Genomic DNA, 22019 nt, shown 5'->3' with positions numbered 1-22019 from the left:
ACAACGGGGCTTGCCTTCGCGTTTCAGAAACGAATGGAGTTCCCCATGTCAGTCCTGAAAAGTTTTATTGCCGGCCAGTGGGTCGGCGAAAAGCCTGCCAAGGCTCTGCCAAGCGCCGTTAACGGCGAGATCGTTGCTCACACCCACGACGACACCCTCGATTTCAAAAACGCTGTTGAGTATGGCCGTAAGGTTGGCGGTAAAAACCTCATGGCGATGGATTTCCAGGAACGCGCCCTGGCCCTGAAAGCCATGGCCCTGTACCTCCAGGAACACAAGAAAGAACTCTACGCGCTGTCGATGCACACCGGCTCCACCAAGGGCGATAACGGCATCGATATCGACGGTGGTTTCGGCACGCTGTTTTCCTACGCCAGCATGGGCCGCCGCGAACTTCCCTCGGGCAACGTGGTTCACGAAGGCCCGGTGACTCCGCTGGGCAAGAACAACCACTTTGCAGGCACCCATATCCTGGTGCCCCGCAGTGGCGTTGCGGTTCACATTGACGCCTACAACTTCCCGGTGTGGGGCATGCTCGAAAAGTTTGCACCCACCTTCCTGGCGGGCATGCCGTCCATCGTGAAGCCGGCCACCTCAACCTGCTACGTGACCGAACTCGCCGTCCGCCTGATGCAGGAATCCGGCGCGCTTCCGGAAGGCAGTCTGCAGTTGATCATTGGCAGCACCGGCGACCTTTTTGACCATCTGGAAGAGCAGGATGTGGTGACCTTCACAGGCTCGGCCGCAACGGCACGAAAGCTCAGGAACCATCCGAACATCATCAATCGTTCGATCCCGTTCAACGCCGAGGCCGATTCACTGAACAGTGCCATTCTGGCGCCGGATGTCACTCCGGAGCACGAAGAATTCGACATCTTCGTGAAGGAAATCCGCCGCGAGATGACTGCCAAGGCCGGTCAGAAATGTACCGCCATTCGTCGTATCTTCGTACCGAAAGATAAGGTGAACGCGGTCTGCGAAAAACTGGAAGAGCAACTCTCCAAGATCACCGTAGGTGATCCGTCTGTCGAAGGCGTTCGCATGGGTGCACTGGCCTCCATCGACCAGCTGGAAGATGTGAAAGCCAACATCCAGGAGTTGCTCAAGACCAGTGAGCTGGTTGTGGGTGGCGAAGACAACTTCAAGGCTACCGGCGATGGCACCGAGAAGGGCGCGTTCATCGAGCCGCACCTGCTGCTCTGCCGGAACCCGGAAAACGGCTGTGGTGCCCACGATATCGAGGCCTTTGGCCCGGTTGCTACCGTCATTCCTTACGACACCATCGAGGACGCGGTTGAGCTTTGCTCCAGGGGCCGCGGTTCCCTGGTTACCACTCTGACCACCCGTGATCCCGCCATTGCTGGCAGGGTCGCCCCGCTGCTGGCCGCGTTCCATGGCCGCCTGCACCTGCTGGATGCCGAAGCCGCAAAAGAATCTACAGGCCACGGTTCGCCCCTGCCCATGCTGAAGCATGGCGGCCCCGGTCGCGCCGGTGGTGGCGAGGAACTGGGCGGTATCCGTGCGGTTCACCACTACCTGCAGCGCACCGCGATCCAGGGCTCACCCAGCATGCTGGCTGCGGTTACCCGCGAGTATGTACGCGGTGCTGATCTGATCGAAACCGACGTGCACCCGTTCCGTCGCCACTTCGAAGACCTGCAGATCAACGAATCACTGCTGACTCACCGACGCACCGTTACCGAAGCTGACATCGTCAACTTCGGCTGCCTGTCCGGTGATCACTTCTACATGCACTTTGATGAAATCGCAGCGCGGGACTCCCAGTTCGGCAAGCGTATTGCCCACGGTTATTTCGTGCTTTCCGCTGCTGCCGGCCTGTTTGTCTATCCCGGCGAGGGCCCCGTGCTGGCTAACTATGGTCTGGACACACTGCGCTTCATTGAACCGGTTGCCCCGGGGGACACCATCCGGGCACGACTGACCTGCAAGCGCAAGATCGATCAGGGTCGGACATCTCCGGACGGGCATCCTCAGGGTGTGGTGGTCTGGGACGTCCAGGTTCACAACCAGAACGACGAAATGGTTGCGAGCTACGACATCCTGACACTGGTTGCCAAGAAGCCCGAGTAACACCGGGCTTTCCTGTTTTCTCCCTGTCCTGGACCCCAGGGAGAAAGCGTCAGGCAAATAAAAGGGGGACGGGTCGCAAGACCTGTCCCCCTTTTATTGGTGCAAGGAAAACGCGGGCGCTTACATGCCCAGATAGGCCTCCCGCACCTTCTCATTGCTGAGCAGCTCACGACCGGTCCCTTCGATCACCACCTTGCCGGTTTCCAGCACGTAGCCGCGATCCGCCAGAGCCAGCGCCTGGGAGGCATTCTGCTCTACCAGGAAGATGGTAATACCCTCTTCCTTGAGTTCCTTGACGATGTTGAAGATCTCCTCGATGATCAAGGGCGCCAGACCCATGCTGGGCTCATCCATAAGCAGCAGTCTCGGCTTCGCCATCAGGGCGCGGCCCATCGCCAGCATCTGTTGCTGGCCACCGGAGAGCTCGCCTGCCAGGTTATGGCGTTTCTGTCGCAGAATTGGAAACTTGGTGTACATCCGTTCCAGATCGTCCATTACCTCGGGCGTTTTGCCACGGGTGTAGGCGCCCAGCAGCAGGTTGTCATGAACGCTCAAGTCCTTGAACACCTGCCGGCCTTCAGGCACCTGGACGATGCCATCAGCTACCCTCTGATCGGCACTGATCTTTGAGAGATCCTTGCCTTCAAAGGTGATGGCACCCCGGTCTGTGGGCTGAAGTCCCGAGATAGTCATCAACAGTGTGGATTTGCCAGCACCATTGGCGCCTACCAGTGACACGATCTCACCACTGTTGATGTGGATGTCCACATCATGCAGCACTTCAATCTGGCCGTAGGACGTTACCAGTCCCTTGATGGACAGCATCTCTTCTTTGGCATGAGGCGCCGTCACCCGGTCTGCGTGCTTCAGGCCAAGACCACCGAATTTCTCGGGTGTATAGCTGACAATCTGGTGCCGCAATTCCCGGAATTCCTCCCGGACGCGCTCACCGAACAGCGGATCGTTTTCCACGTCCCGCGCTTCAATGATCTGCTGCCAGTCTTCCTCGGTCAGGAGTTTACGGGCCCGTGGAATAACCACGCCCTCTTCCTTGCGAATGTGTTTGCGCAAGGCTTCGGTGAAACGGGCCAGAGCATGACTGAACTCTTCGCGACCTTCCGGCCAGCCTTTTTCGCACTCCGCCAACAACTGGCGCAACTCCACCAGCTTTTCGTGACCGATGACGTAGCCCTTGGCCAGCTTTTCCAGCAAAGGTGCTGTCTCGGGGGATTTCTCACTGAGCCGTTTGTAGAGCTCAATGTCAGTGGGCGTGCTATGCACCCGCTGGGAGAAGTGCTGGATGTAATCAAAAATGGTCTTCAGCAGCCGCTCATCCGGGCGCTGATCGTTAAGGTTCATATCACTCAGCAACTGGTCCAGCAGATCCAGAATCCGCCACAGCGCCTGGTGCTCATGAACAATAATCCGTACGGCCTGCTCACTGCGTGACTGGGCAGGCGCCATTTCAGTATTTTGCTCGCTCATTTGAAATGTCTCCTTGCTCAGCCACCCAGATAGGCGGCGATAACATCCGGGTTCTGGCGAATTTCCTCGGGGGTCCCTTCCGCCAGAACACGGCCATAGTTAAGCACCAGCAACCGGTCGGAAATACCCATCACCAGTTTCATATCGTGCTCAACCAGCATTACCGTGGTGCCCTGATCCGCAATTTTCCGGATCAGTTCCTCCAGGGCAGCGGTTTCAACCGCGTTCAAACCGGCGGCCGGCTCATCCAGAAGGATAACCTTGGGCTCAGCGGCCAATGCCCGGGCAATCTCCAGGCGCTTGAGCGCGCCATAGGACATCGCCGATGCTTCGGTATCCAGGTAGTCACCGCAACCCACGTATTCCATCAGTTCCGCCGCACGCTTGCGGGCTGCGTCTTCATTGCGACGCAGGGAAGGCAAGCGGAACAGGGTCGTAAACAGGCTGCTTTTGAGCTGCAAGTGCCGACCCAGCATCACGTTTTCGATAGCGGTCATGTTCATGCAGATCTGCATCTGCTGGAACGTGCGGCACATGCCTCGCTCTGCCAGTTCATTGGGCTCCAGCTTGGCGGTGCTCTCACCGTTCAGCAGGATCTCGCCTTTGGTCGGCGTATAAAGCCCTGTGATCAGATTAAACAGCGTCGTCTTGCCGGCACCATTGGGGCCGATAACCGAATAGACCTGTCCGGCTTCAACCGAAAAGCTGACGCCTTCGACCGCATGGACACCACCAAAGGCTTTATCCAGCCCCTTTACTTCGACCAGTGCTGTCATGCTTCACCTCCCGCTTTCTTGCGCATTTTCTTGGAAACAAACGCGGTCAGTGTGGGCAACAGTCCTTTTGGCATAAAGATCATGGTGAGCATCAGGATCAGGCCGAACATGACATGTTCCAGCTCCTGGAAATCTGCCAGAACCTGAGGCAAAAGCTTCAGCACCACGGCGCCAAGAATGACACCGAAGGTCGAGCCCATGCCACCCAGAACAACCATGGTGATGAACAGGATGGAAAATTCGAAGCTTGCTACCGCGGGCGTAATGAAGCCCTGGAAGTGGGCATAAAGACTGCCCATCAGGCTGGCGTAAATCGCCGAGATCACGAACACAAGGCTTTTGTATTTCGCGGTGTTCACACCGACAACGCTGGCAGCCACTTCCGAGCCGTGCACCGAACGCAGCGCCCGGCCAATCGGCGATTCAATGAGGTTCAGCGCAAACCAAACCGCTACCAGAAGCACCACGCTGGCGAAGATATACCAGGCCTGGAAACCTTCGATCGTGATACCGAACAGCGAATAGCGACCAAACGCGCTCAGCTCCCAGCCAAAGATTTCGAAGGCCGGCACCGGCATACCGTCTGGCCCGCCGGTCAGCGCACGCTCGTTGTTCAGGATGATGGCAATAATAAAACCAACGGCAAGAGTTGCCATGGAAAGGTAGTGGCCTTTCAGACGCAGAATCGGACGGCCGACAATCCAGGCAATCGCGCCCACAACGATGGCTCCAACCACCAGAGCAGGTACCGATGACCAGCCATAAGTACCGGTTGCGATGCCGGTAAAGTAAGCGCCGAGGCCAAAGAAGCCGGCATGCCCCAGGCTGATCTGGCCGGCAAAACCTACCAGAAGGTTCAGGCCAACAACCGTAGCGGCAATGATCGCCATCTGGGTAACCAGTTCGTAGTGGAACGGGTTGCCCAGAAACGCGGGCAGAATGACAAGAATAAGGGCGAGGATCACCAGTCCCCGCAGGCGCGACTGCATAAACGTATTCAACATCAGACGCGCTCCACTACCTTGGCACCGAACAATCCGCGGGGCATGAAAAACAGCACCAGCAGGATCATGGAGAATGCCACGGCATCCTTGTAGTCCGATGAGATGTAGCCGGCCGCCATGGCTTCAACGATACCCAGCGAGAGACCACCGACCACCGCACCAACGCCGCTCCCCAGGCCACCAATGGCAGCCGCCACAAAGCCCTTCAGCCCGAGAATGATGCCGATGTCGTAGGACGTGAACGTGATCGGGGCAACAACAATACCGGCTACAGAGCCCAGTAGTGCCGAGACCATGAATGCCAGCATCAGAACCATCTGAGTCCGGATACCGACAAGGCGTGCAGCCTCCTTGTTCATGGATGTCGCCAGGATAGCCTTGCCAATCAGTGTCTTGGTAAAGAACAGAACCAGGCCGACCACCAGGATCGCGCCAACACCGAGAACCCAGAGGCTCTGGCTATTCAATACTGCTCCGAACACTTCAATAGGCTCGTCTGTACTGAAATTCTGCATCACGTGGTATTCCTTGCCCCAGACAACCTGGGCAATACCACGGATAAAGATCGACGCCCCGATGGTGATAATGATCAGGGTAACAACATCGGCCTGCTTGGCAGGTGCAATCGCAAACCTCTGCAGGGCGACGCCAAGAATACCGGCCAGAATGACCGCCAACACGACCGCCAGGATCATGGGCACGCCCATGGCCGTAAGCGAAACCGTAGCCATGCCTCCAATCATCAGAAACTCGCCCTGGGCGAAGTTGATGACGTGACTGGCGTTGTAGATGAGGGTAAAGCCGAGGGCTATCAGGGCGTAAGTCGCACCGATAGTAATCCCGGTGAACAGGTACTGTAAGAATTCTGCGAGCATAGCGGTGGTTCCGGTCGAACATCGGCTGGCGACTTATCCGGAAAAGGGATCGTCGCCAGCCGCGAGACAGGTTAAAGGGCTATCAGTCGATCAGTTTCCATTCGCCATTCTGGACTTCCAGAATGCGGAAGGAGTCTGGATCAAGGCCGTTGTGGTCTTCCGGTGACATGTTGAATACACCGGTTACGCCGACATAGCCCTGGATATTCTCCAGTGCGTTACGAACGGCTTCCGGATCGGTAGAGCCGGCTTCTTCCATAGCGCGGACCGCCAGCATCAGGCCATCGTAGGCGTAGGCACCGAAGGTGGACACCTTGGAATCCCAACGGGCTTCGTATTCAGCCTTGTAGTTCTGAACCACTTCTTTCTGGGGATCGTCGTTCGGCAGGGAATCCGGCACCAGCAGCGGGGACGCTGGCAGGCGAAGGCCTTCTGCAGACGAACCGGCGAGTTCGAGGAAGCTGTCGGATGCAACACCGTGGGACTGATAGAACGGGAGTTCCATGCCCAACTGGGCATAGTTGCGGGTTACGATGGCCGGGCCCTGACCGAAACCGAAGTTCAGCACCGCTTCCACACCACTTGTGTTACGGATATTGGTCAGCTGGGCGGTCATGTCTGTATCAGATCCGCTGTAGGTAACATCGGCCACAACTTCCATGCCCATCTGTTCGGCGACTTCCAGAGTCTGTGTGCGACCGGAGCTTCCGAAACCACCCGTGCCTGAGATCAGGCCGAACTTGGTGATACCGCGGTCTTTCATATCGCTCAGGATACGTTCCGCCGCCATGCGATCAGTCTGGGGGGTCTTGAACACCCACTTCTTGACCGGGTTGGTAATAACGACCGCACCGGCCAGGGAGATGAACGGCACCTGGGCCTGCTCAATCAGGGGAACCGCCGCCATGGTGGCGCCGGTGGTACTGCCGCCAACGATGATATCAACCCGGTCCGAACGGATCAGGCGACTGGCAAAGTTGCGTGCAGAGGAGGCGTTGCCAACGTCGTCGTAGTGAATCAGCTCCAGCTGACGACCAAGTACACCACCTTCTTCGTTGATTTTTTCGACGTACATCTCAAGCGTTTTCAGCTCGGGATCGCCTAGAAAGGATGCCGGACCTGTCACAGACAGGAAGGAACCGATCTTGATGGGTTCAGCTGCCTGTGCGCTCATCATCATGAGGCCGGCGGCTGCGACGGCTGCGCATTTGCCTGCGCGACGAATCACTGTTTTAAACATTGTTTTTGTTCTCCCGTTTTTTGCAGGGGCTTGAGTTTTTGTTTCTTCGCTCCCGGTATGATTCGATACCATTGACGAATATCAAATGAAGTTATTGTATCATAACGCTCGTGTCAACTGATTTCCGGGAGTGCCAACGCGGCTCTTTCAGTAAAGCCGACACTGGCAGAACACGCCAGCACCGCTGATCGAAAGACAAACCTTTACCTGACACGTAAGAACCGCATAATACGTGGAACATGTTTCATTGATTCTTATTTGCGAACTCAGGCCATGACTGCAAAAAGCCAGCTAGAACTGCTCGTCAAAAACTTCCAGAAGAAGCGACCCCTCCGGGCCGGCTCTCTCATCATCACCATTTACGGTGATGCCATCGTTCCCCGCGGCGGCAATGTATGGCTGGGCAGCCTGATGAAGCTGGTCGAACCCATGGGTATCAGCCAGCGACTGGTCCGCACCTCGGTGTATCGACTGGTTCAGGAATCCTGGCTGCAGACCGAGAAGGTGGGCCGTTGCAGTTATTACAGCCTGACCGGCCCCGGACTGCGTCGGTTCGAGCAGGCGTTTCAGCACGTTTACAATCTGGATACCGAAGAATGGAGCGGCAGCTGGTGCCTGGTTTACCTGAACCAACTGTCACCGGAGCTCAGACAGAAAGTCCGTGAAGAGTTGAAATGGCTCAGTTTTGGCAGCATGGCGCCCGGGTTGATGGAGCACCCGCGGTTTACGCGTAGCGAACTGATCCCGATGCTCCAGGAATGGGGTGCCCTGGACGACACCATCGTCATGCAGACCATGCCTATGGAACAGAAAAGCCCCAAAGCTCTGAGGCTGCAGGTTAGGGAGAGCTGGAACCTTGAGGAACTGGGTGGTCGATACAGGCGGTTTCTGAGCCAGTTCCGCCCGCTGTGGCGCGAACTGCAATCTGAAGACACCCTTAGCGCTGAAGAGTGCCTGATCCTCAGGATCCTGCTGATCCACGAATACCGCAAGATCCTTTTGAGGGATCCGCTGCTGCCGGATGAACTGTTACCCGGTGACTGGGAGGGTCGCAGCGCCAAACAGCTTTGCCGCAACCTTTACCGGCAGATCTATGCGCGTGCCGAGCAGTGGCTGGACGCGAACCTCGAGAACGCCTCTGGGCCGCTTCCGGGGCCCGGTGAGAAGTTTTACAAGCGCTTTGGCGGCCTGAGAGATACCGCTACCCAGACTGACCGGACGACTGAACCGGAGGTGCTGTAACCGAGGGTCAGTCAAGTGATCGACCGTCAGCGGAAGAGAGCTGCTTTCTGGTTGCCAGGCGCCCCTCCCGACGGATCTGTGCGTTTTTGAATCGGCGCCGCTGCTCCTCCGTCTCCGGAATCACATCCGGTACCCCCACAGGGCTGTCATGTTCGTCCAGCGCAACAAAGGTGAAAAAGGCCGAGAGAATATGCCGGGTATCGCCGGTGTAACTGTTCTCGGCCTCAACCCTCGCGCCAATCTCCATAGACGAACCCCAACTCCGGTTCAGCGACAGGCTGAACAACAGCGTGTCATTTCCCTTCGCCGGCGCCCTGAAATGGATCGAGTCCACGGCAGCGGTCACACAGACATGGGCTGAATGTCGTTCTGCAACAACCAGCGCCAACCGGTCGCATTTCGCCATAATCATCCCGCCGAACACCGTGTCGTGGGAGTTCATGTCGTTCGGAAACACCTTGTAAACGTGCTTCTCAATTGCAGATGCTGAGACGGGCTTTGAAGGCTTGTCCGTCATTAATGGTCCTCTTTTTCCGGTGCCGATGAAGCAATTACCTCTCTGACGACATTCGCACTGTGCAAAAATGCCGCCTGCTCCTTTTCATCCAATCGCGGATGCAGAACTCGCTCAATGCCATTACGGCCAACAACCGCAGGCAGGCTCAGGCAAACATCATCCACACCGAGAAAACCGTCAACGCGAAGACTGACCGGTAGCGTGTGCTTCGAATCATTTGCAATGCATTCAATGATCTCTGCCGCCGCCAGGGCAACCGCATAATTGGTACAGCCCTTATGCTTCAGAACCTCAAAACCCGCACGGGACGCTCTCTCGAACAAAGCATACCGGCCGGGCGTAGCATCGAGTGTTTCGCCACCAACATCCGCGCAACTCATGGCGGGAAACTGGCTGTCTCCGTGCTCACCCAGAATGTAAGCGCGAATATCCTCACTGTGGATGCGAAGCTCTTCTGCCAGTAATTGGCGAAACCTGCTCGAATCCACCAACGTGCCGGTTCCGATAACCTGATTTGGACGAAAACCGCCAAACTCCAGCGCATAATGCACCAGAACGTCCACCGGATTCGACACCATCACGATCTTGCAGTCCGGCGACAGCCTCGCCAACTCTGGCATCAGCTCCTTCATCAACTGGACATTCCCCTGCGCCAGTTCCAGACGACTGCTCATGTTTTTCGGTGTGGGAACGGATGCGCAGACGGCAATCACATCCGAGCCGGCAGTATCGGAAATCGTACCCGCAGTAACCTGCGCAGGTGTATTTACAAACAACTGACCGTGCCGAAGATCAAGCACATCACCCAGCACGGATTCTTTGCTTCGGCCAACCAGAACCAGTTCATCGATGATGTTTTTCAACGTCAGCACGAAAGCCAGCGTCGACCCGACATTCCCCAATCCAATGACTGAAACTTTCATGTGACCTCCGCAGGTTTTCTTTCACTTCCCCTCGCCTGGGCTCTACGAGCCAAGTGAAGAACAAGAACCCCCAATGCCATCACCACCAGGGTCAGCCAGAGACCGTTGGTGTAGTTGCCTTCCACATCAGCGAGATAGCCGACCACGGCGGGTGCCACCATCTGTGCAATACCATAGCTGAAAGTAAGCCTGCTCATGGGCCGCGAGGGATTCTCCGGGAAAGCCCGCCCCACCATCGCCAGCATCATGCTGACGATACCGATGAAGCTGACGCCATAGATCACCGAGCTGACCATCACACTGGCCAGGCTGGTATTTACAATCAGCATCAGGATACTGACGGAGTTCAGAGTGTAGGCCAGGTATAGCGCCAACCACTGCCCCCATCGACGGGAAAAGACATCCCACAGCCAGCAGGCGGGCGTGGCGGCAAGACCTGCAATCAGCCAGACCAGCCAGCCCTGCCCCTGAAGCTCGGGCATGGATTCAGCAATAGCCACCAGAAAAGTAGCCGTGACCACATAGCCAACGCCGGCGCAGAAATACGCCAGTTGCAGGATACGTATGAACCGGCTGCGCTCGTCGCCACCATCGGTTGTCCCCGTTTTTGGCAAGGCACAGGCCCGGTAATCGGGCATCCAGCGCCAGGCGGGGACCAGCAACGCCAGGGCCACCAGACCATAGATCACCCATTGCTGATCCCAGGTAAACGGATCCTTGATCAGCTCCGCGGTAACAGCGGTCAGAACAATCCCGAGCCCGATGCCGGAAAAGAAAACGCCAAGCTCGGACTTCTGGTTGTTCTTGATCAACCAGCTCATCAGCAGACCCGCGCCAAGCAACATGCCCGCGGAGGTGCTCAGCCCTGAGATGAAACGCAGGATGAACCAAAGCCACACGTTGGTGGTGTACCCCATGAGAACCGTCGAAACCACAGCGACCACCAGCCCGAGCTGGTAAAGCCTGACCTTGAGACCGAGATCGCTGATGCGGGTAATCAGCACGGCACCAGTCAGATAGCCGGCGTAGTTAACCGTCGCCAGCATGCCGACAACGGATTTGCTCAGCCCCAGTGCAGCCACCATCTCCGGGATCATGGGCGTGTAGGAAAACCGGGCAATTCCAACCATGACCACAACAGCAATCACGCTGGCGACCAGCACCTTTATCGTTTCTATTGGCTTCACAGGGTTTCCTTACTTAGGAACGACTTCAGATCAGGCGCGACCCAGGAACTTGCGCTCCTCCACGTTGATGCGAATGCGATCGCCGGTGGAGATGTGCTCGGGAACCTGAACGACCAATCCCGTGGCAAAACGGGCGGGTTTGGTTCTGGCCGTCGCAGAGCCGCCCTTCACAGACGGGTCCGTCTCCTCGATTACCAGTTCAACCGTGGGCGGAAGAGCCAGCGAAACCGGCGAATCCTTCAACAGGATGACCATGACGCCCTGAGTATCTTCGGAAATGAACAGCAGCTCGTCGGCAATGGCCTCGCGGTTCAGGCTGTACTGGGTGAAATCCTCGGTATCCATGAACACGTATTCATCGCCATCGGCGTAAGAAAAGGTGGCTTCCCGGCGAGTGAGATCGGCCAGGTTGAGCATGTCCGAATCCTTGAAGGTCTCGTCCAGCTTCTGGTTGGTCACGACATCGTACATGCGCATGCGGTAGAGACTGCCGCCGGCCCGGCCCTGGGGTACTGAACGCTCGATGTCCTTAACAAAATACACCCGACCATCGTATTCAACGGCGGAGTTCTTTTTGATTTCACTGGCTCTGGGCATGTCTTCTGTTTCCGTAAAATAATTGGGGTTTTGGGGCTGCTGATATATCACGACTTCGCCCCGGAATCGATAGCTCTTAGCCTACTAGAGCTCTCACATCAGATAGAAAGCGGGCACCGTCCATATGAACATTGAGCTTGTGGCGATCGGCGACCGACCGGATAACCCTCAGCTCCTCCGGTGTCAGCTTGCCGTAGGCCGGTTCATCCATCCGATTGGCCGCTTCCATGGCTTTCCAGGCCTGCGGGCAAACACCGCTGTAGTTGTCGCTGGCAAACTGCTCGGACTGGGACACAACCGCTCCTGAAAACTGAAAGGAAAGCCTTTAACGTTATAGGAACCGCCAGCCGTTGCCAACTTGCCAATCACCCGGTTGCCACCGGATCGGCGGAATGGCGAAGCCCGATACTTTATACTCGTGCCCCTGAAAGCCATCATCATAAGGACCCTCTTGCCATGAGGCGTTTCAATATCGCCAGCATTCCCGGCCGGATTATTACCGCCATTATTGCGGTCGCCTGCCTGGCCGGCAGCTATTACGCAATGACAACAGGTCTCGGCAAGCTCACTGAGGCCCGGCAACTGGAACGACTCCCGGAGACGCCCGTCGGGGCTCTGACCACCGGGCCTTATGTGATCGCGGGAGAAATCACGGATCAGCTGGGAACTCTGGAAACGCCCTATTCCAAAACCGAAGCGGTCTACTACCGGTACAAACTGGAAGAGGAATATCGCGACTCCGACGGTGATCTGCGTATCCGCACCCTGGATTCCGGAGCTCGGGGTCGCAATTTCCTGCTCAGGGACCAGACCGGCTCCGTCACTGTGGCAGCGGGCGGCAATCCTGACGCAGCGGAATGGATACTGGACCGAACCTATCGCCAACAGTCCGGCCGGCGAATCTATTCTGAGTGGGCGCTGGTTCCCGGCCACACAGCTCGGGTGATCGGCCAATACAGCAGCGAAAGCACATCGCTTGACTTTGCTGGCCTCGAGGACTTCAGCCTGCCAGCCATGGTATCCAGGAACACCCTGGCCGCGGACAGTGGCGACCGGTTCTTCGACGCTGCCATCCGCATTTCCATAGCAACGGGTCTGCTGGCTCTGGGCATCGCACTGATACTTCCGCTTATCAGGATTCACCGGTTCTGGGTGTACGTGTTGGTGATGACTTTTGCGGTCTCTGGAACACTTTCGGTACTGGGTATCAACAAACTCCGGCAGGAATGGTCTGCCATCGCCAACTTGTATGAAGCCCGCTATCAAAAAATCGACGAAACAAGCGCGCGCTCAATCGTGCTTGCCGACGTCGCTGCTTTACAGCAACTGATCCGCCAGAGCACCAGTGGCTGGCTGGACCGCTGGATGTTCCGGAGCGTGGTTCAGAATCGCCTGCCAGTCCCTGAGCTTGACGAGCAGACCGCCAGCATTGCCCGATCCATTGTCGCCAGCCAGCCTGCTGGCCGGTACCAGCATGCCTGGACGAGCCGAGGGCTTGCAGTGGCCAGCATTATCGCCGCCCTGCTGCTGTTGTGGCTGTCCATCCGCACCGTCAAATTCAAGCGCCTGATCGAAGCGGTGCCCACCAGCAGCACCCGGGGACTCAGTTTTGGTCTCTCGGAGCTCAAGGCGATGGTGGATGTCGATGATGAGCACCCTCCTCTCCGGGATCCACTGAAAAACGAGAAATGCGTGGCCTTCGACTACAAGGTGGAGGAAAAGCGTGGCTCCGGAAAAAACGAGAAATGGCGAGTCATCGAGCATCGGGAAGAACGAGCACCTTTCTGGCTGGAAGACAGCGAGGGAAAGGTTCTGGTCCAGCCAGACGGTGCGAAGATCGAATATCCGCAGTACCATTCAGAGCGCCAGGGCGACAGGCGTTACACCGTGCGCTTCCTCGATACCTTCGTGAACGTTTACTGCCTGGGCTTTGCCGGCCTGGATCGCGATCAGCCAGACCGTCTCACCATCCAGAAGGACGAAGCCTCACCCTTCCTGATCAGCGGTAATGAAGAGGAAGACATTGTGCTGGACCGAGGGGCACGGGGTTTCGCGGGCATCGCCCTGACACTCGGGTTGTTCCTGTTCTCCACCACCGCACTGTTTGCTGCAGACGGCGGTTTCAGCCCGGACAATCTGATTCTGTCGGCTCTTACGGTACCGATCATCTTGCTCATCTACACCGGAATACTGCACTACAACGACATTGTGTTCCTGAAAAACCGGGTGGACCGGGCAGCCGCCAATATCGACACCATTCTCCAGCAACGCCATGAGCTCTGGCCCAACCTCGAGAAAGTCGTCAAGGCGTCTCTGGCCCATGAAAAGCAACTACTGAAAGCCATTGCCCAGTTACGCAGCGCAGACCCTGTCGAAATGAGCTCGAAAGGGCAGGCAGACAAGTTGATGCAGTTTGAAAAGAAGGTAACAACTGCACTTCAGGCCCGGATCGAGGGATATCCGGACCTGAAAAACAATGAGGTGATTCAGAAATTCATGTCGATCATGGCAGAGACGGAAAACTACCTTTCACTGCTGCGAAACAGCTTTACCGAGAGTGCCATGATCTACAACACGCGGATCCAGTCGTTCCCGGACGTGATCCTGGCAAAGCTGTTCCGTTTTCGTGAAGCGCCGCAGTTCAGTTCGGAAACCTGAACTAGCCGTTCAGGCCAAGGTGCTCTGCGTCCTGCTCGATGCAACGATCCAGCAGCGCCAGATAGTCCGCCTTGGCCTTCACCTTGGTTTCACGATGGGCGCGCATGTTCAGGGTTTTGAAATGGAGCGCCAGTTCGGTAGCCCGCTCCACCAGCTTGTCCTGGGCAACAACCTCATCCAGGAAGCCCGCCTCTACGGCGCCTTCCGGATTGTATATTTCGGCATTCACAACGGAACGGTAGAAGTGAGCCGGCGCCAGCCGATGGCGGGCAATTTCAATCCCGGCATGGTGCATGGTCATGCCGATGGCCACTTCATTCAGGCCCAGCTTAAAGGGCCCCTCAATACCAATTCGGTGATCCACTGACAGCAGAATAAACGCGCCCTTGGCAATGGCATGACCGCTACAGGCACCGATAATCGGCAACGGGAACGCCGCCAGACGGCGGGTAAAGGTGGAGCCGGTCTTGACCAGCGCAGCTGCCTCTTTCGGCCCCTTCTGCATTTCTTTCAGGTCATATCCGGCAGAGAACACGCCTGGCTGGCCGGTCAGGATCACCACGGCCTTATCCTGCTCTGCCCGATCCAGCGCGGCATTGAGCCCCTCGAACACTTCCTGGCTCAGGGCATTGGCCTTGCCATTGCTGATGGCAATCGTCGCAACACCGTCTTTCAAATCATAACTTACCAGATCAGTCACCTGTTCTACCTCTCTACCGAAATTAAAGTGAGCGTTTGTTTACTTCAGTGAGCCTGATTGTGTGTTACGCCGGGCCGAGTTTCAATATCAGATGGTCATGTCGCTATGACAGTACCGGGAATGGACTCAATAAATTGGCCGGTACGGCCTCATAGCGAGCATTCGAATTAATCAGTCAATGTCCAAAAACCAAACTCCGTTTGGGGATGGGGTCCGTCACGCGCATCTGGATAAGTCCATATGTTTTCCAACTGAATTCATCGACTCCACGCAGCATCGCCCACTCAAATTCGGCAACGTTAGGTTTTGCTCATTAGCTCAATGCCTCATCTCAATTAGCCTTCTAAAGCATTCAGATATAACCTTATAACCAAATTAACCGAAGGCGCGTTTTTAGCGTTGAGGGGGACTCACTTATGAGGACTTTCCAGCAATCACCTGCAAAACACGCCGGCACACCGAATGTGGCCGGGTTTTTTGATCCAAGAACGTTCAGTGTCCAGTACGTAGTAAGCGATCCGGAAACGAAACAATGTGCCATTATCGATCCAGTGCTGGATTACGATGAAAAGTCAGGCGCAACGGCAACACACCATGCCGACGAACTTCTGGATTACGTGCGCGATCAGGGCTTTGAGGTGCAGTGGGTCCTGGATACCCACCCTCACGCCGACCACTTCTCGGCAGCCCAGTATCTTAAAGAAAAGACCGACGCTCCGACCGCGATCGGTGGCTATGTGACTGGCGTTCAGGAACTGTGGAAGGGCATCTATAACTGGCCCGATTTTCCGGCCGACGGTTCACAGTGGGACCATCTGTTCCGTGCCGGGGACGAGTTCCGGGTTGGCAATCTGCAGGGCCGGGTGATGTTTTCACCCGGTCATACACTGGCTTCTGTTACCTATGTGATCGGTGACGCGGCGTTCGTGCACGACACCATTTTCCAACCGGATTTCGGCACTGCCCGCGCGGACTTCCCCGGGGGAGACGCCCATCAGCTATGGGATTCCATCCAGGCCATTCTGGCCCTGCCGGACGAGACCCGCCTGTTCACCGGTCATGATTACATGCCCGGTGGTCGTGAACCTGAATGGGAAAGCACCGTTGGCGAGCAGAAGCAGGCGAACAAGCACCTGGCTGAAACCTCCGAAGCCGAGTATGTGGAGCTCCGGAACACCCGTGACAGCGAGTTGCCGATGCCGAAATTGATTCTGCATGCGCTGCAGGTCAACACCCGGGGTGGACGCCTTCCCGAGCCGGAAGCCAACGGCAGACGGTATCTGAAGATTCCATTGGACGCACTTGAGGGTGCTGCCTGGGAATAACCCTGGAGAGCGAGCACACAACCCCTTTGCCGGGCCGATAAAGCCCGGCTTTTTTTGTGGGTGAAGAACTGCTGGCCAGAGTTGAGTGACTTTGTCACTGAAGGCCACTCCCTGGCCGGATACATTAGCTTCGAAGTTATTCGATCCACCAAAAAGGAGCTTTTCCCATGATCAAGTCAATCAAAGCCATCGCCGCGGCAGCGGTGATTGCAGCCGTACCTTTCAGCGTTCATGCCGACAGTCATAAAGGGGGTGTTGAAGAAGTGCTGGTGATCCTGTCCAGCGATTCGCTGCAGACACAGGGCATGGCGATGGTGCTTTCGAACACCATGGCCCAGCAGGGAGCCAAGGTAAACGTGCTGCTGTGCGACAAAGCCGGTGACCTGGCACTTAAGTCCTACGAAGCGCCCGCGCTCAAACCCAAAGATGTGACTCCGGGGCAGATGCTGCGCGGTCTGTTGAAAAATGGTGGTGAGGCGAAGGTCTGTGCGCTGTATCTTCCGAACAGCGACTACGGCAAGGACGATCTGATTGAGGGCGTGGGCGTTGCCATGCCGCCGGAAATGGCCGGCCAGATGCTGAACTCAAAGATGCGTACGTTCACGTTCTGAGCATTGAGGATCGGGTTGCCCCGGGTGTACGGGGCAACCTTTGCTGAGTCTTACGAAAAGGAGGTAGACGGATGACGGAAGTGCGGACTTCCCGATTGCAGAACTTTCCGATTTCATGGTTCGCCGTTGTGATGGGAATGACCGGGTTTACCATCGCCTGGCACCGTGTGGAGGGCTTACTTGGAATTCCCTGGAAACCTAGCCCCGTATTGCTCGGGCTGACCATCATCGGATTTGTTGCTCTGCTGATGCTTTATCTGGCCAAGATCATGAAATATCCGGGCGAAGTAAAAGCGGAGTTTGCTCATCCGGTCAAACTAAATTTCTTCCCCACCATATCGATTGGTCTGATTCTGTTAAGTATCGCGCTGTTACCCTATAGCACTGCGGTGTCACTCATCCTTTGGAGCCTGGGCACGGTCCTTCATCTTGGCTTCACTCTCTACGTTCTATCAGCCTGGCTACACCAGACCCACTTTGAAGTTGCCCACATCAACCCGGCCTGGTTTATTCCAATCGTGGGCAACATCCTTGTACCCATTGCAGGCGTGCAGCATGCCTCCCCGGAAATTTCCTGGTTCTTCTTCAGCATTGGTCTGGTTTTCTGGCTGGTTTTGTTGACCATCATTTTCTACCGGATGTTTTTTCATCAGCCGCTCCCGGCCAAACTCCTGCCCACTTTGTTTATCCTCATCGCGCCGCCTGCCGTGGGTTTTATTTCGTGGTTTCAGCTGGTTGGCGAGGTAAACGCCTTTGGACGGGTGCTTTACTACGTTGCGATCTTTCTTACCCTGATGCTGATAACTCAGGCCTCCAGGTTCTTTCGGCTGGAGTTCTTTCTTTCATGGTGGGCCTACTCGTTCCCGATGGCGGCCATGACGATCGCCACGTTCGTCATGTACGAGCAGCTGCAACTCGTGTTCTTCAAAGGTCTCGGTTTCCTCCTGCTAGGCCTGCTCACAGTGCTTATCGCGGTTCTGATTGGAAAGACCGCCCAAGCGGTTCACTGCCGGGCGATCTGCATTGAGGAATAGCCGCAGGCTCTCTACCGGTGTTCTTCGAGGTCCAATGGGTGGTTGGGCGGATTTGTTTGCCCGCTTCGGTATGGCAGCCCAGGCAGGCCTCAGTGACCTCCTGAGCATTCTCCAAAAGGCCTTGAAGGGCCTCGAATTTGCTGTGGCGGGTGGCCGCTCCACCCCGGAGACAGAAAAACCGGAGCAATCCAGTACCCCGGCCAGAGCTAATCGGGCAGAGAGCCTCCCAAACAGATAGGGGAAGCGGTCGAGAGCGAAAACCTGCACGCTCCTGACTCCCCGGCCCCGGTAAAGGGCCAAATCGGTTTCCAGAGACTCCCTGCTGACGCGACTTCAGAGTCGGTAAGATTGATGATCTGGATTAAGGACGATAGATTTTTTCGGGGTTTAGCGTCATGGACCATGGCAGCCCCTCGTTCTGCCAGCCGTTCACGATTCTCATGCCTTTCTTCTCGCCCTCTTTGGCACCACTGCCCTGGAACCCGTGGTCAATGTATTTCACATTGGTAAAGCCTCGCTCCAGCAGGTATTCCGCGCTCGGTTTGCCACGGCTGGAGCCGGAACGGCACATGGTGATGACCAGATCATCCTTGGTCAGGCCTTTTTCTTTCAGGGCTTCCTCTACCTGTGAAGCGAACTCCGGATTGGTGTTCATGGCAAATCGACCCTTGTCATCAAGGAAAGTCGAGCGGTCGGCGAGTTTGAACGGGATATTCTTGTCGATCACGTCGGTAAAGCCGATAAACATGATTTCAACCGGATCCCGGACATCTACAAACAGGAGTTGGTCTCCCTGCTCCTGAACCATGTCATAGGTTTCCTGTGGGGTGAGGGAAAGTGCTTCTTCCGCCTGGGCGTTGAAGCCAATGGCGAAGGTGACAAGCAGGGCTGTCAGTATCTGTTTCATAATGAATTCCTCCTCTATTCGGGTGGCACCTGTTCTTTCTTCAACATACGCCCGTACGAGTACTGCTCTCAACAGGAGTTATAAGCATATAAGCGTTGGTTTGACCGAGATCAAAACGCGAAAGGGACCCGCCAAACGGCAAGCCCCTTTGTCTATCCGCGAACCAGATTAAAGCTTGGTGGTGCGGAGGTACGGACGGATTTCATTCCAGCCATTCGGGAACAGGCCCTTGGCTTCCTCGTTGGAAATGGAGGGCGGAATGATCACGTCGTCACCCTTGCGCCAGTCGGCCGGCAGGGCGCACTTGTTCTCATCACCACACTGCAGGGCGTCGATGACCCGGAGGATCTCGTCGAAGTTACGGCCTACCGCCATCGGGTAAGTCATGGTCAGACGAATCTTTTTGTTCGGGTCGATGATGAAGACGCTGCGCACGGCTGCGGTTTCGCTCTCGCCGGCGTGGATCATTTCATACAGCTCGGCCACTTTGTGATCAGCGTCGGCAACGATCGGGAACTGGAGGTCACAGTTCTGGGTGTCGTTGACGTCTTCAATCCACTTTACGTGCTCTTCCACGGTATCGGTGGAAAGACCCAGGGGCTTCACGTTGCGGGCTTCGAATTCTTTCGCCAGCTGAGCTGTGCGGCCCATCTCGGTGGTGCACACCGGGGTGAAGTCGGCCGGGTGGCTGAAGAAGAATACCCAGGAATCACCTGCCCAGTCGTGGAAGTTGATCTGGCCGGCGGTGCTGTCGATGGTGAAATCAGGGGCGGTATCGCCAAGAAGTAAGCTCATAATATATCTCCTATCGAGTTTTGCTGGTGGAGGCTGTCTGCCTCTTGATGTCGGACTTACAGTAACCCGTCCGCAGGCCGTTAGCCAATATAGTTATATCTATAGAACGAATAGACTTATCAAATCGAAAGGGCATCGCAACAAAAAGCTATCTATGACATGTTCAGATATCTTCGGATAGCCGCTTCAGGGTCATCATCTTCGGTAGTTATACTCTCAATGCCTTTTTCTTGAAGGCGCATTGCCAACCCAGAGCCCATGCCTCCAGTGATCAGAACATCAACATCATCCAATGGATGCGGTAACTGCGACGAACTCTCCCGGAATGACTGCTCTTTGGGAAGTTCGAGCAGCTCTTTTTTCACGACTAGCCCTTCGACAATGTGGAAGATTAAGAATTTTCTGCAGCGGCCGGCATGCTGGGTGACGGTTTTTCGATTCTGGCTTGTTACGGCTATTTTCATCAGATCCTCACCAGTCGGATGTCGATCAATCAATAGCGATCGACAGAATTTATAACCCTACCGCTCACAAACGACTTGTTCAGTGACAAAGTCACTTTCAAGCGCCTCTCTCTGACCACCCCCTGAAAAACAACGGTAAAATCAACGAATTAAGAATCAATCGCTTAACCCTATAGGATCAATTAATATTGATATACCTTTTAGCTCTATCGTTATAACCATTAAATTGTTAAAGTCTCTTCCAAGGTTCAACAAGCCCCTTAGTGGAGGTCATGACCATGAAGCATCCTTTAGTCACTCATTTCTTTGACGAACCAACCAACACATTCAGTTACATTGTTCAGGATCCAGACAGCTCGGCTTGCGCCATCATCGATTCTGTTCTGGATTTCGACTACGCCGCCGGGCGTACCGATGTTCGCTCCGCCGATGAGATTATCGAGTACGTCAGGAACAACCAGCTGACCGTTGAATGGATCCTCGAAACCCATGTGCACGCCGACCATCTCTCAGCGGCCCCCTACCTGCACGAACAGCTTGGCGGGAAAACAGGCATCGGCGAGAAAATCGTTGAGGTCCAGGAAGTTTTCGGTAAAGCGTTCAATGCCGGAACAGAGTTTGCCCGAGACGGCAGCCAGTTCGATCGCCTGTTCAAGGAAGGCGATACATTCAGGATTGGCGATCTTGATGCCCAAATATTGCACACACCTGGCCATACCCCGGCTTGTCTGACCTACGTGATCGGCGACGCTGCTTTTGTTGGCGACACCATCTTTGCACCGGATTCCGGAACAGCACGGTGTGATTTCCCGGGAGGCGATGCGCATACCTTGTATCAGTCTATCCAGAAGGTGCTGGCGCTGCCGGGAGAAACCCGCATTTTTCTTTGCCATGACTACAAAGCCGCGGGTCGTGATGAGTTTGTGCACGAAACGACCGTGGCTGAGCAAAGGGCTAATAACATCCACGTTGGCGAGGGTATGAGCGAGCAGGATTTTGTCGTTCTCCGAACAGAGCGAGATGCCACGCTGAACATGCCTCGCCTGATCCTGCCGTCTGTTCAAGTCAATATGCGTGCGGGCGAAATGCCGGTCCCCGAGGAAAACGGCCAGGTCTATCTGAAGGTCCCCATTAACCTGTTCTAAACGGAGCACCGAGATGAAAATTCAATTTCTTGAACCCGAATTTGCCGTTGCAGACGCGGTCTATCCCGAGGACATGCGCGAAGTCCAAGAGCAAGGATTCCGGACTGTCATATGCAATCGCAGGGAGAGTGAAGAGGATTACGAGGGCGAACGAGCCTACGCCGAAGCTGCCGAGGCCCAGGGCCTGGAATGGGTGAGCATTCCCGTCGCATCGGGTGAGTACCCGCAACGCGATATCGAGGCGTTTGGAAAAGCCCTCGATACATCAGCCTCGCCCATTCTGGCGTTCTGCAGGACCGGTCGCCGAGCGGTCCACATGTGGGCTCAGAGCCGCGCAATGAGCCCAACGTGCAACATCCCGGATCTTCTGACAGCGGCCCATGAAGCCGGACATGATCCTCAGCCGATCAAGGATCTGCTGGGGCAATGATGCCAGTCATGAC

General features: G+C 55.9%; 21 protein-coding genes and 2 pseudogenes. 8 read left to right on the top strand and 15 right to left on the bottom strand.

Annotation, left to right across the window (positions count from 1 at the left end; all coding sequences use genetic code 11):
- The first annotated feature begins 45 nt into the window (after positions 1-45).
- Positions 46-2091: a phenylacetic acid degradation bifunctional protein PaaZ gene (gene paaZ / locus CFB02_RS01565; RefSeq protein ID WP_088556597.1), complete on the top strand. Its 2046-nt coding sequence runs from the start codon at positions 46-48 to the stop codon at positions 2089-2091.
- 120 nt (positions 2092-2211) lie between these two features.
- On the opposite strand, the gene CFB02_RS18245 is transcribed toward paaZ, so the two are convergent.
- The 6 genes and pseudogenes from CFB02_RS18245 to CFB02_RS01540 form a co-directional block, all read right to left on the bottom strand.
- Positions 2212-2916, bottom strand: a complete 705-nt coding sequence (locus CFB02_RS18245; protein ID WP_227519413.1) for an ABC transporter ATP-binding protein — start codon at positions 2914-2916, stop codon at positions 2212-2214.
- Positions 2917-3126: 210 nt separating this feature from the next.
- Positions 3127-3555 (bottom strand): annotated as a pseudogene (locus CFB02_RS18240) (hemerythrin domain-containing protein); the annotation flags it as partial.
- Between the two features lie 38 nt (positions 3556-3593).
- Positions 3594-4352 (bottom strand): ABC transporter ATP-binding protein, encoded by a 759-nt coding sequence (locus tag CFB02_RS01555; RefSeq protein WP_088556595.1) that lies wholly within the window; start codon positions 4350-4352, stop codon positions 3594-3596.
- Positions 4349-5356, bottom strand: coding sequence for a branched-chain amino acid ABC transporter permease (locus tag CFB02_RS01550; RefSeq protein WP_014577971.1), 1008 nt, complete (start codon positions 5354-5356; stop codon positions 4349-4351). The genes CFB02_RS01555 and CFB02_RS01550 overlap by 4 nt, the downstream gene beginning before the upstream one ends.
- A complete protein-coding gene (locus CFB02_RS01545) occupies positions 5356-6231 on the bottom strand; it encodes a branched-chain amino acid ABC transporter permease (protein ID WP_088556594.1) in 876 nt (291 codons plus the stop codon). The genes CFB02_RS01550 and CFB02_RS01545 overlap by 1 nt, the downstream gene beginning before the upstream one ends.
- An 82-nt stretch (positions 6232-6313) precedes the next feature.
- Positions 6314-7471: an ABC transporter substrate-binding protein gene (locus CFB02_RS01540; RefSeq protein WP_014577973.1), complete on the bottom strand. Its 1158-nt coding sequence runs from the start codon at positions 7469-7471 to the stop codon at positions 6314-6316.
- 273 nt (positions 7472-7744) lie between these two features.
- Between CFB02_RS01540 and paaX the strand changes: the two genes are divergently transcribed.
- Complete coding sequence (paaX, locus tag CFB02_RS01535; protein WP_088556593.1) at positions 7745-8713, top strand: phenylacetic acid degradation operon negative regulatory protein PaaX; 969 nt, start codon at positions 7745-7747, stop codon at positions 8711-8713.
- Between the two features lie 7 nt (positions 8714-8720).
- Here the strand turns inward: paaX and CFB02_RS01530 are convergent, their stop codons facing one another.
- The 5 genes and pseudogenes from CFB02_RS01530 to CFB02_RS18230 form a co-directional block, all read right to left on the bottom strand.
- Positions 8721-9230 carry an acyl-CoA thioesterase gene (locus CFB02_RS01530; protein WP_088556592.1) on the bottom strand — a complete coding sequence of 170 codons (510 nt, stop codon included), beginning with the start codon at positions 9228-9230 and terminating at the stop codon, positions 8721-8723.
- Positions 9230-10153, bottom strand: coding sequence for a malate dehydrogenase (locus CFB02_RS01525; RefSeq protein ID WP_088556591.1), 924 nt, complete (start codon positions 10151-10153; stop codon positions 9230-9232). The genes CFB02_RS01530 and CFB02_RS01525 overlap by 1 nt, the downstream gene beginning before the upstream one ends.
- A complete protein-coding gene (locus tag CFB02_RS01520) occupies positions 10150-11340 on the bottom strand; it encodes a YbfB/YjiJ family MFS transporter (RefSeq protein ID WP_088556590.1) in 1191 nt (396 codons plus the stop codon). The genes CFB02_RS01525 and CFB02_RS01520 overlap by 4 nt, the downstream gene beginning before the upstream one ends.
- Before the next feature lie 30 nt (positions 11341-11370).
- Positions 11371-11937, bottom strand: coding sequence for an elongation factor P-like protein YeiP (gene yeiP / locus CFB02_RS01515; RefSeq protein ID WP_062781535.1), 567 nt, complete (start codon positions 11935-11937; stop codon positions 11371-11373).
- Between the two features lie 190 nt (positions 11938-12127).
- Positions 12128-12232, bottom strand: a pseudogene (locus tag CFB02_RS18230) (threonine aldolase); the annotation flags it as partial.
- Between the two features lie 161 nt (positions 12233-12393).
- Between CFB02_RS18230 and CFB02_RS01505 the strand changes: the two are divergent.
- Positions 12394-14595 (top strand): LemA family protein, encoded by a 2202-nt coding sequence (locus CFB02_RS01505; RefSeq protein WP_088556588.1) that lies wholly within the window; start codon positions 12394-12396, stop codon positions 14593-14595.
- A 1-nt stretch (position 14596) separates the two neighbouring features.
- Here CFB02_RS01505 and CFB02_RS01500 read toward each other — a convergent pair whose 3' ends face one another.
- Positions 14597-15295, bottom strand: a complete 699-nt coding sequence (locus CFB02_RS01500; protein ID WP_088556587.1) for a crotonase/enoyl-CoA hydratase family protein — start codon at positions 15293-15295, stop codon at positions 14597-14599.
- A 416-nt stretch (positions 15296-15711) separates the two neighbouring features.
- On the opposite strand from CFB02_RS01500, the gene CFB02_RS01495 reads away from it, so the two are divergent.
- The 3 genes from CFB02_RS01495 (at position 15712) to CFB02_RS01485 (ending at position 18265) form a co-directional block, all read left to right on the top strand.
- Positions 15712-16620: an MBL fold metallo-hydrolase gene (locus tag CFB02_RS01495; protein WP_088556586.1), complete on the top strand. Its 909-nt coding sequence runs from the start codon at positions 15712-15714 to the stop codon at positions 16618-16620.
- A gap of 167 nt (positions 16621-16787) precedes the next feature.
- On the top strand, positions 16788-17231 hold the full coding sequence (locus CFB02_RS01490; RefSeq protein ID WP_088556585.1) for a hypothetical protein: 444 nt from the start codon (positions 16788-16790) through the stop codon (positions 17229-17231).
- A gap of 71 nt (positions 17232-17302) precedes the next feature.
- Entirely contained in the window at positions 17303-18265 is a 963-nt protein-coding gene (locus CFB02_RS01485) for an SLAC1 anion channel family protein (protein WP_088556584.1), read from the top strand.
- 361 nt (positions 18266-18626) lie between these two features.
- Here CFB02_RS01485 and CFB02_RS01475 read toward each other — a convergent pair whose 3' ends face one another.
- From CFB02_RS01475 to CFB02_RS01465, 3 genes are all read right to left on the bottom strand, one after another.
- On the bottom strand, positions 18627-19172 hold the full coding sequence (locus CFB02_RS01475; protein ID WP_172835789.1) for a rhodanese-like domain-containing protein: 546 nt from the start codon (positions 19170-19172) through the stop codon (positions 18627-18629).
- Positions 19173-19340: 168 nt separating this feature from the next.
- Positions 19341-19967, bottom strand: coding sequence for a peroxiredoxin (locus CFB02_RS01470; RefSeq protein WP_088556582.1), 627 nt, complete (start codon positions 19965-19967; stop codon positions 19341-19343).
- Positions 19968-20119: 152 nt separating this feature from the next.
- Positions 20120-20431 (bottom strand): NifB/NifX family molybdenum-iron cluster-binding protein, encoded by a 312-nt coding sequence (locus CFB02_RS01465; protein WP_088556581.1) that lies wholly within the window; start codon positions 20429-20431, stop codon positions 20120-20122.
- Positions 20432-20709: 278 nt separating this feature from the next.
- Between CFB02_RS01465 and CFB02_RS01460 the strand changes: the two genes are divergently transcribed.
- Both CFB02_RS01460 and CFB02_RS18225 read left to right on the top strand, forming a co-directional pair.
- Complete coding sequence (locus CFB02_RS01460; protein ID WP_088559127.1) at positions 20710-21576, top strand: MBL fold metallo-hydrolase; 867 nt, start codon at positions 20710-20712, stop codon at positions 21574-21576.
- 13 nt (positions 21577-21589) lie between these two features.
- Entirely contained in the window at positions 21590-22006 is a 417-nt protein-coding gene (locus tag CFB02_RS18225; RefSeq protein ID WP_088556580.1) for a TIGR01244 family sulfur transferase, read from the top strand.
- The last annotated feature ends 13 nt before the right edge of the window (positions 22007-22019 follow it).

The organism is Marinobacter sp. es.042 (genome assembly GCF_900188315.1).
In the GTDB taxonomy this organism is placed as follows: domain Bacteria; phylum Pseudomonadota; class Gammaproteobacteria; order Pseudomonadales; family Oleiphilaceae; genus Marinobacter.
The sequence above is the reverse complement of the archived record's forward strand: the minus strand, read 5'-3'. Positions and strand labels throughout refer to the sequence as shown.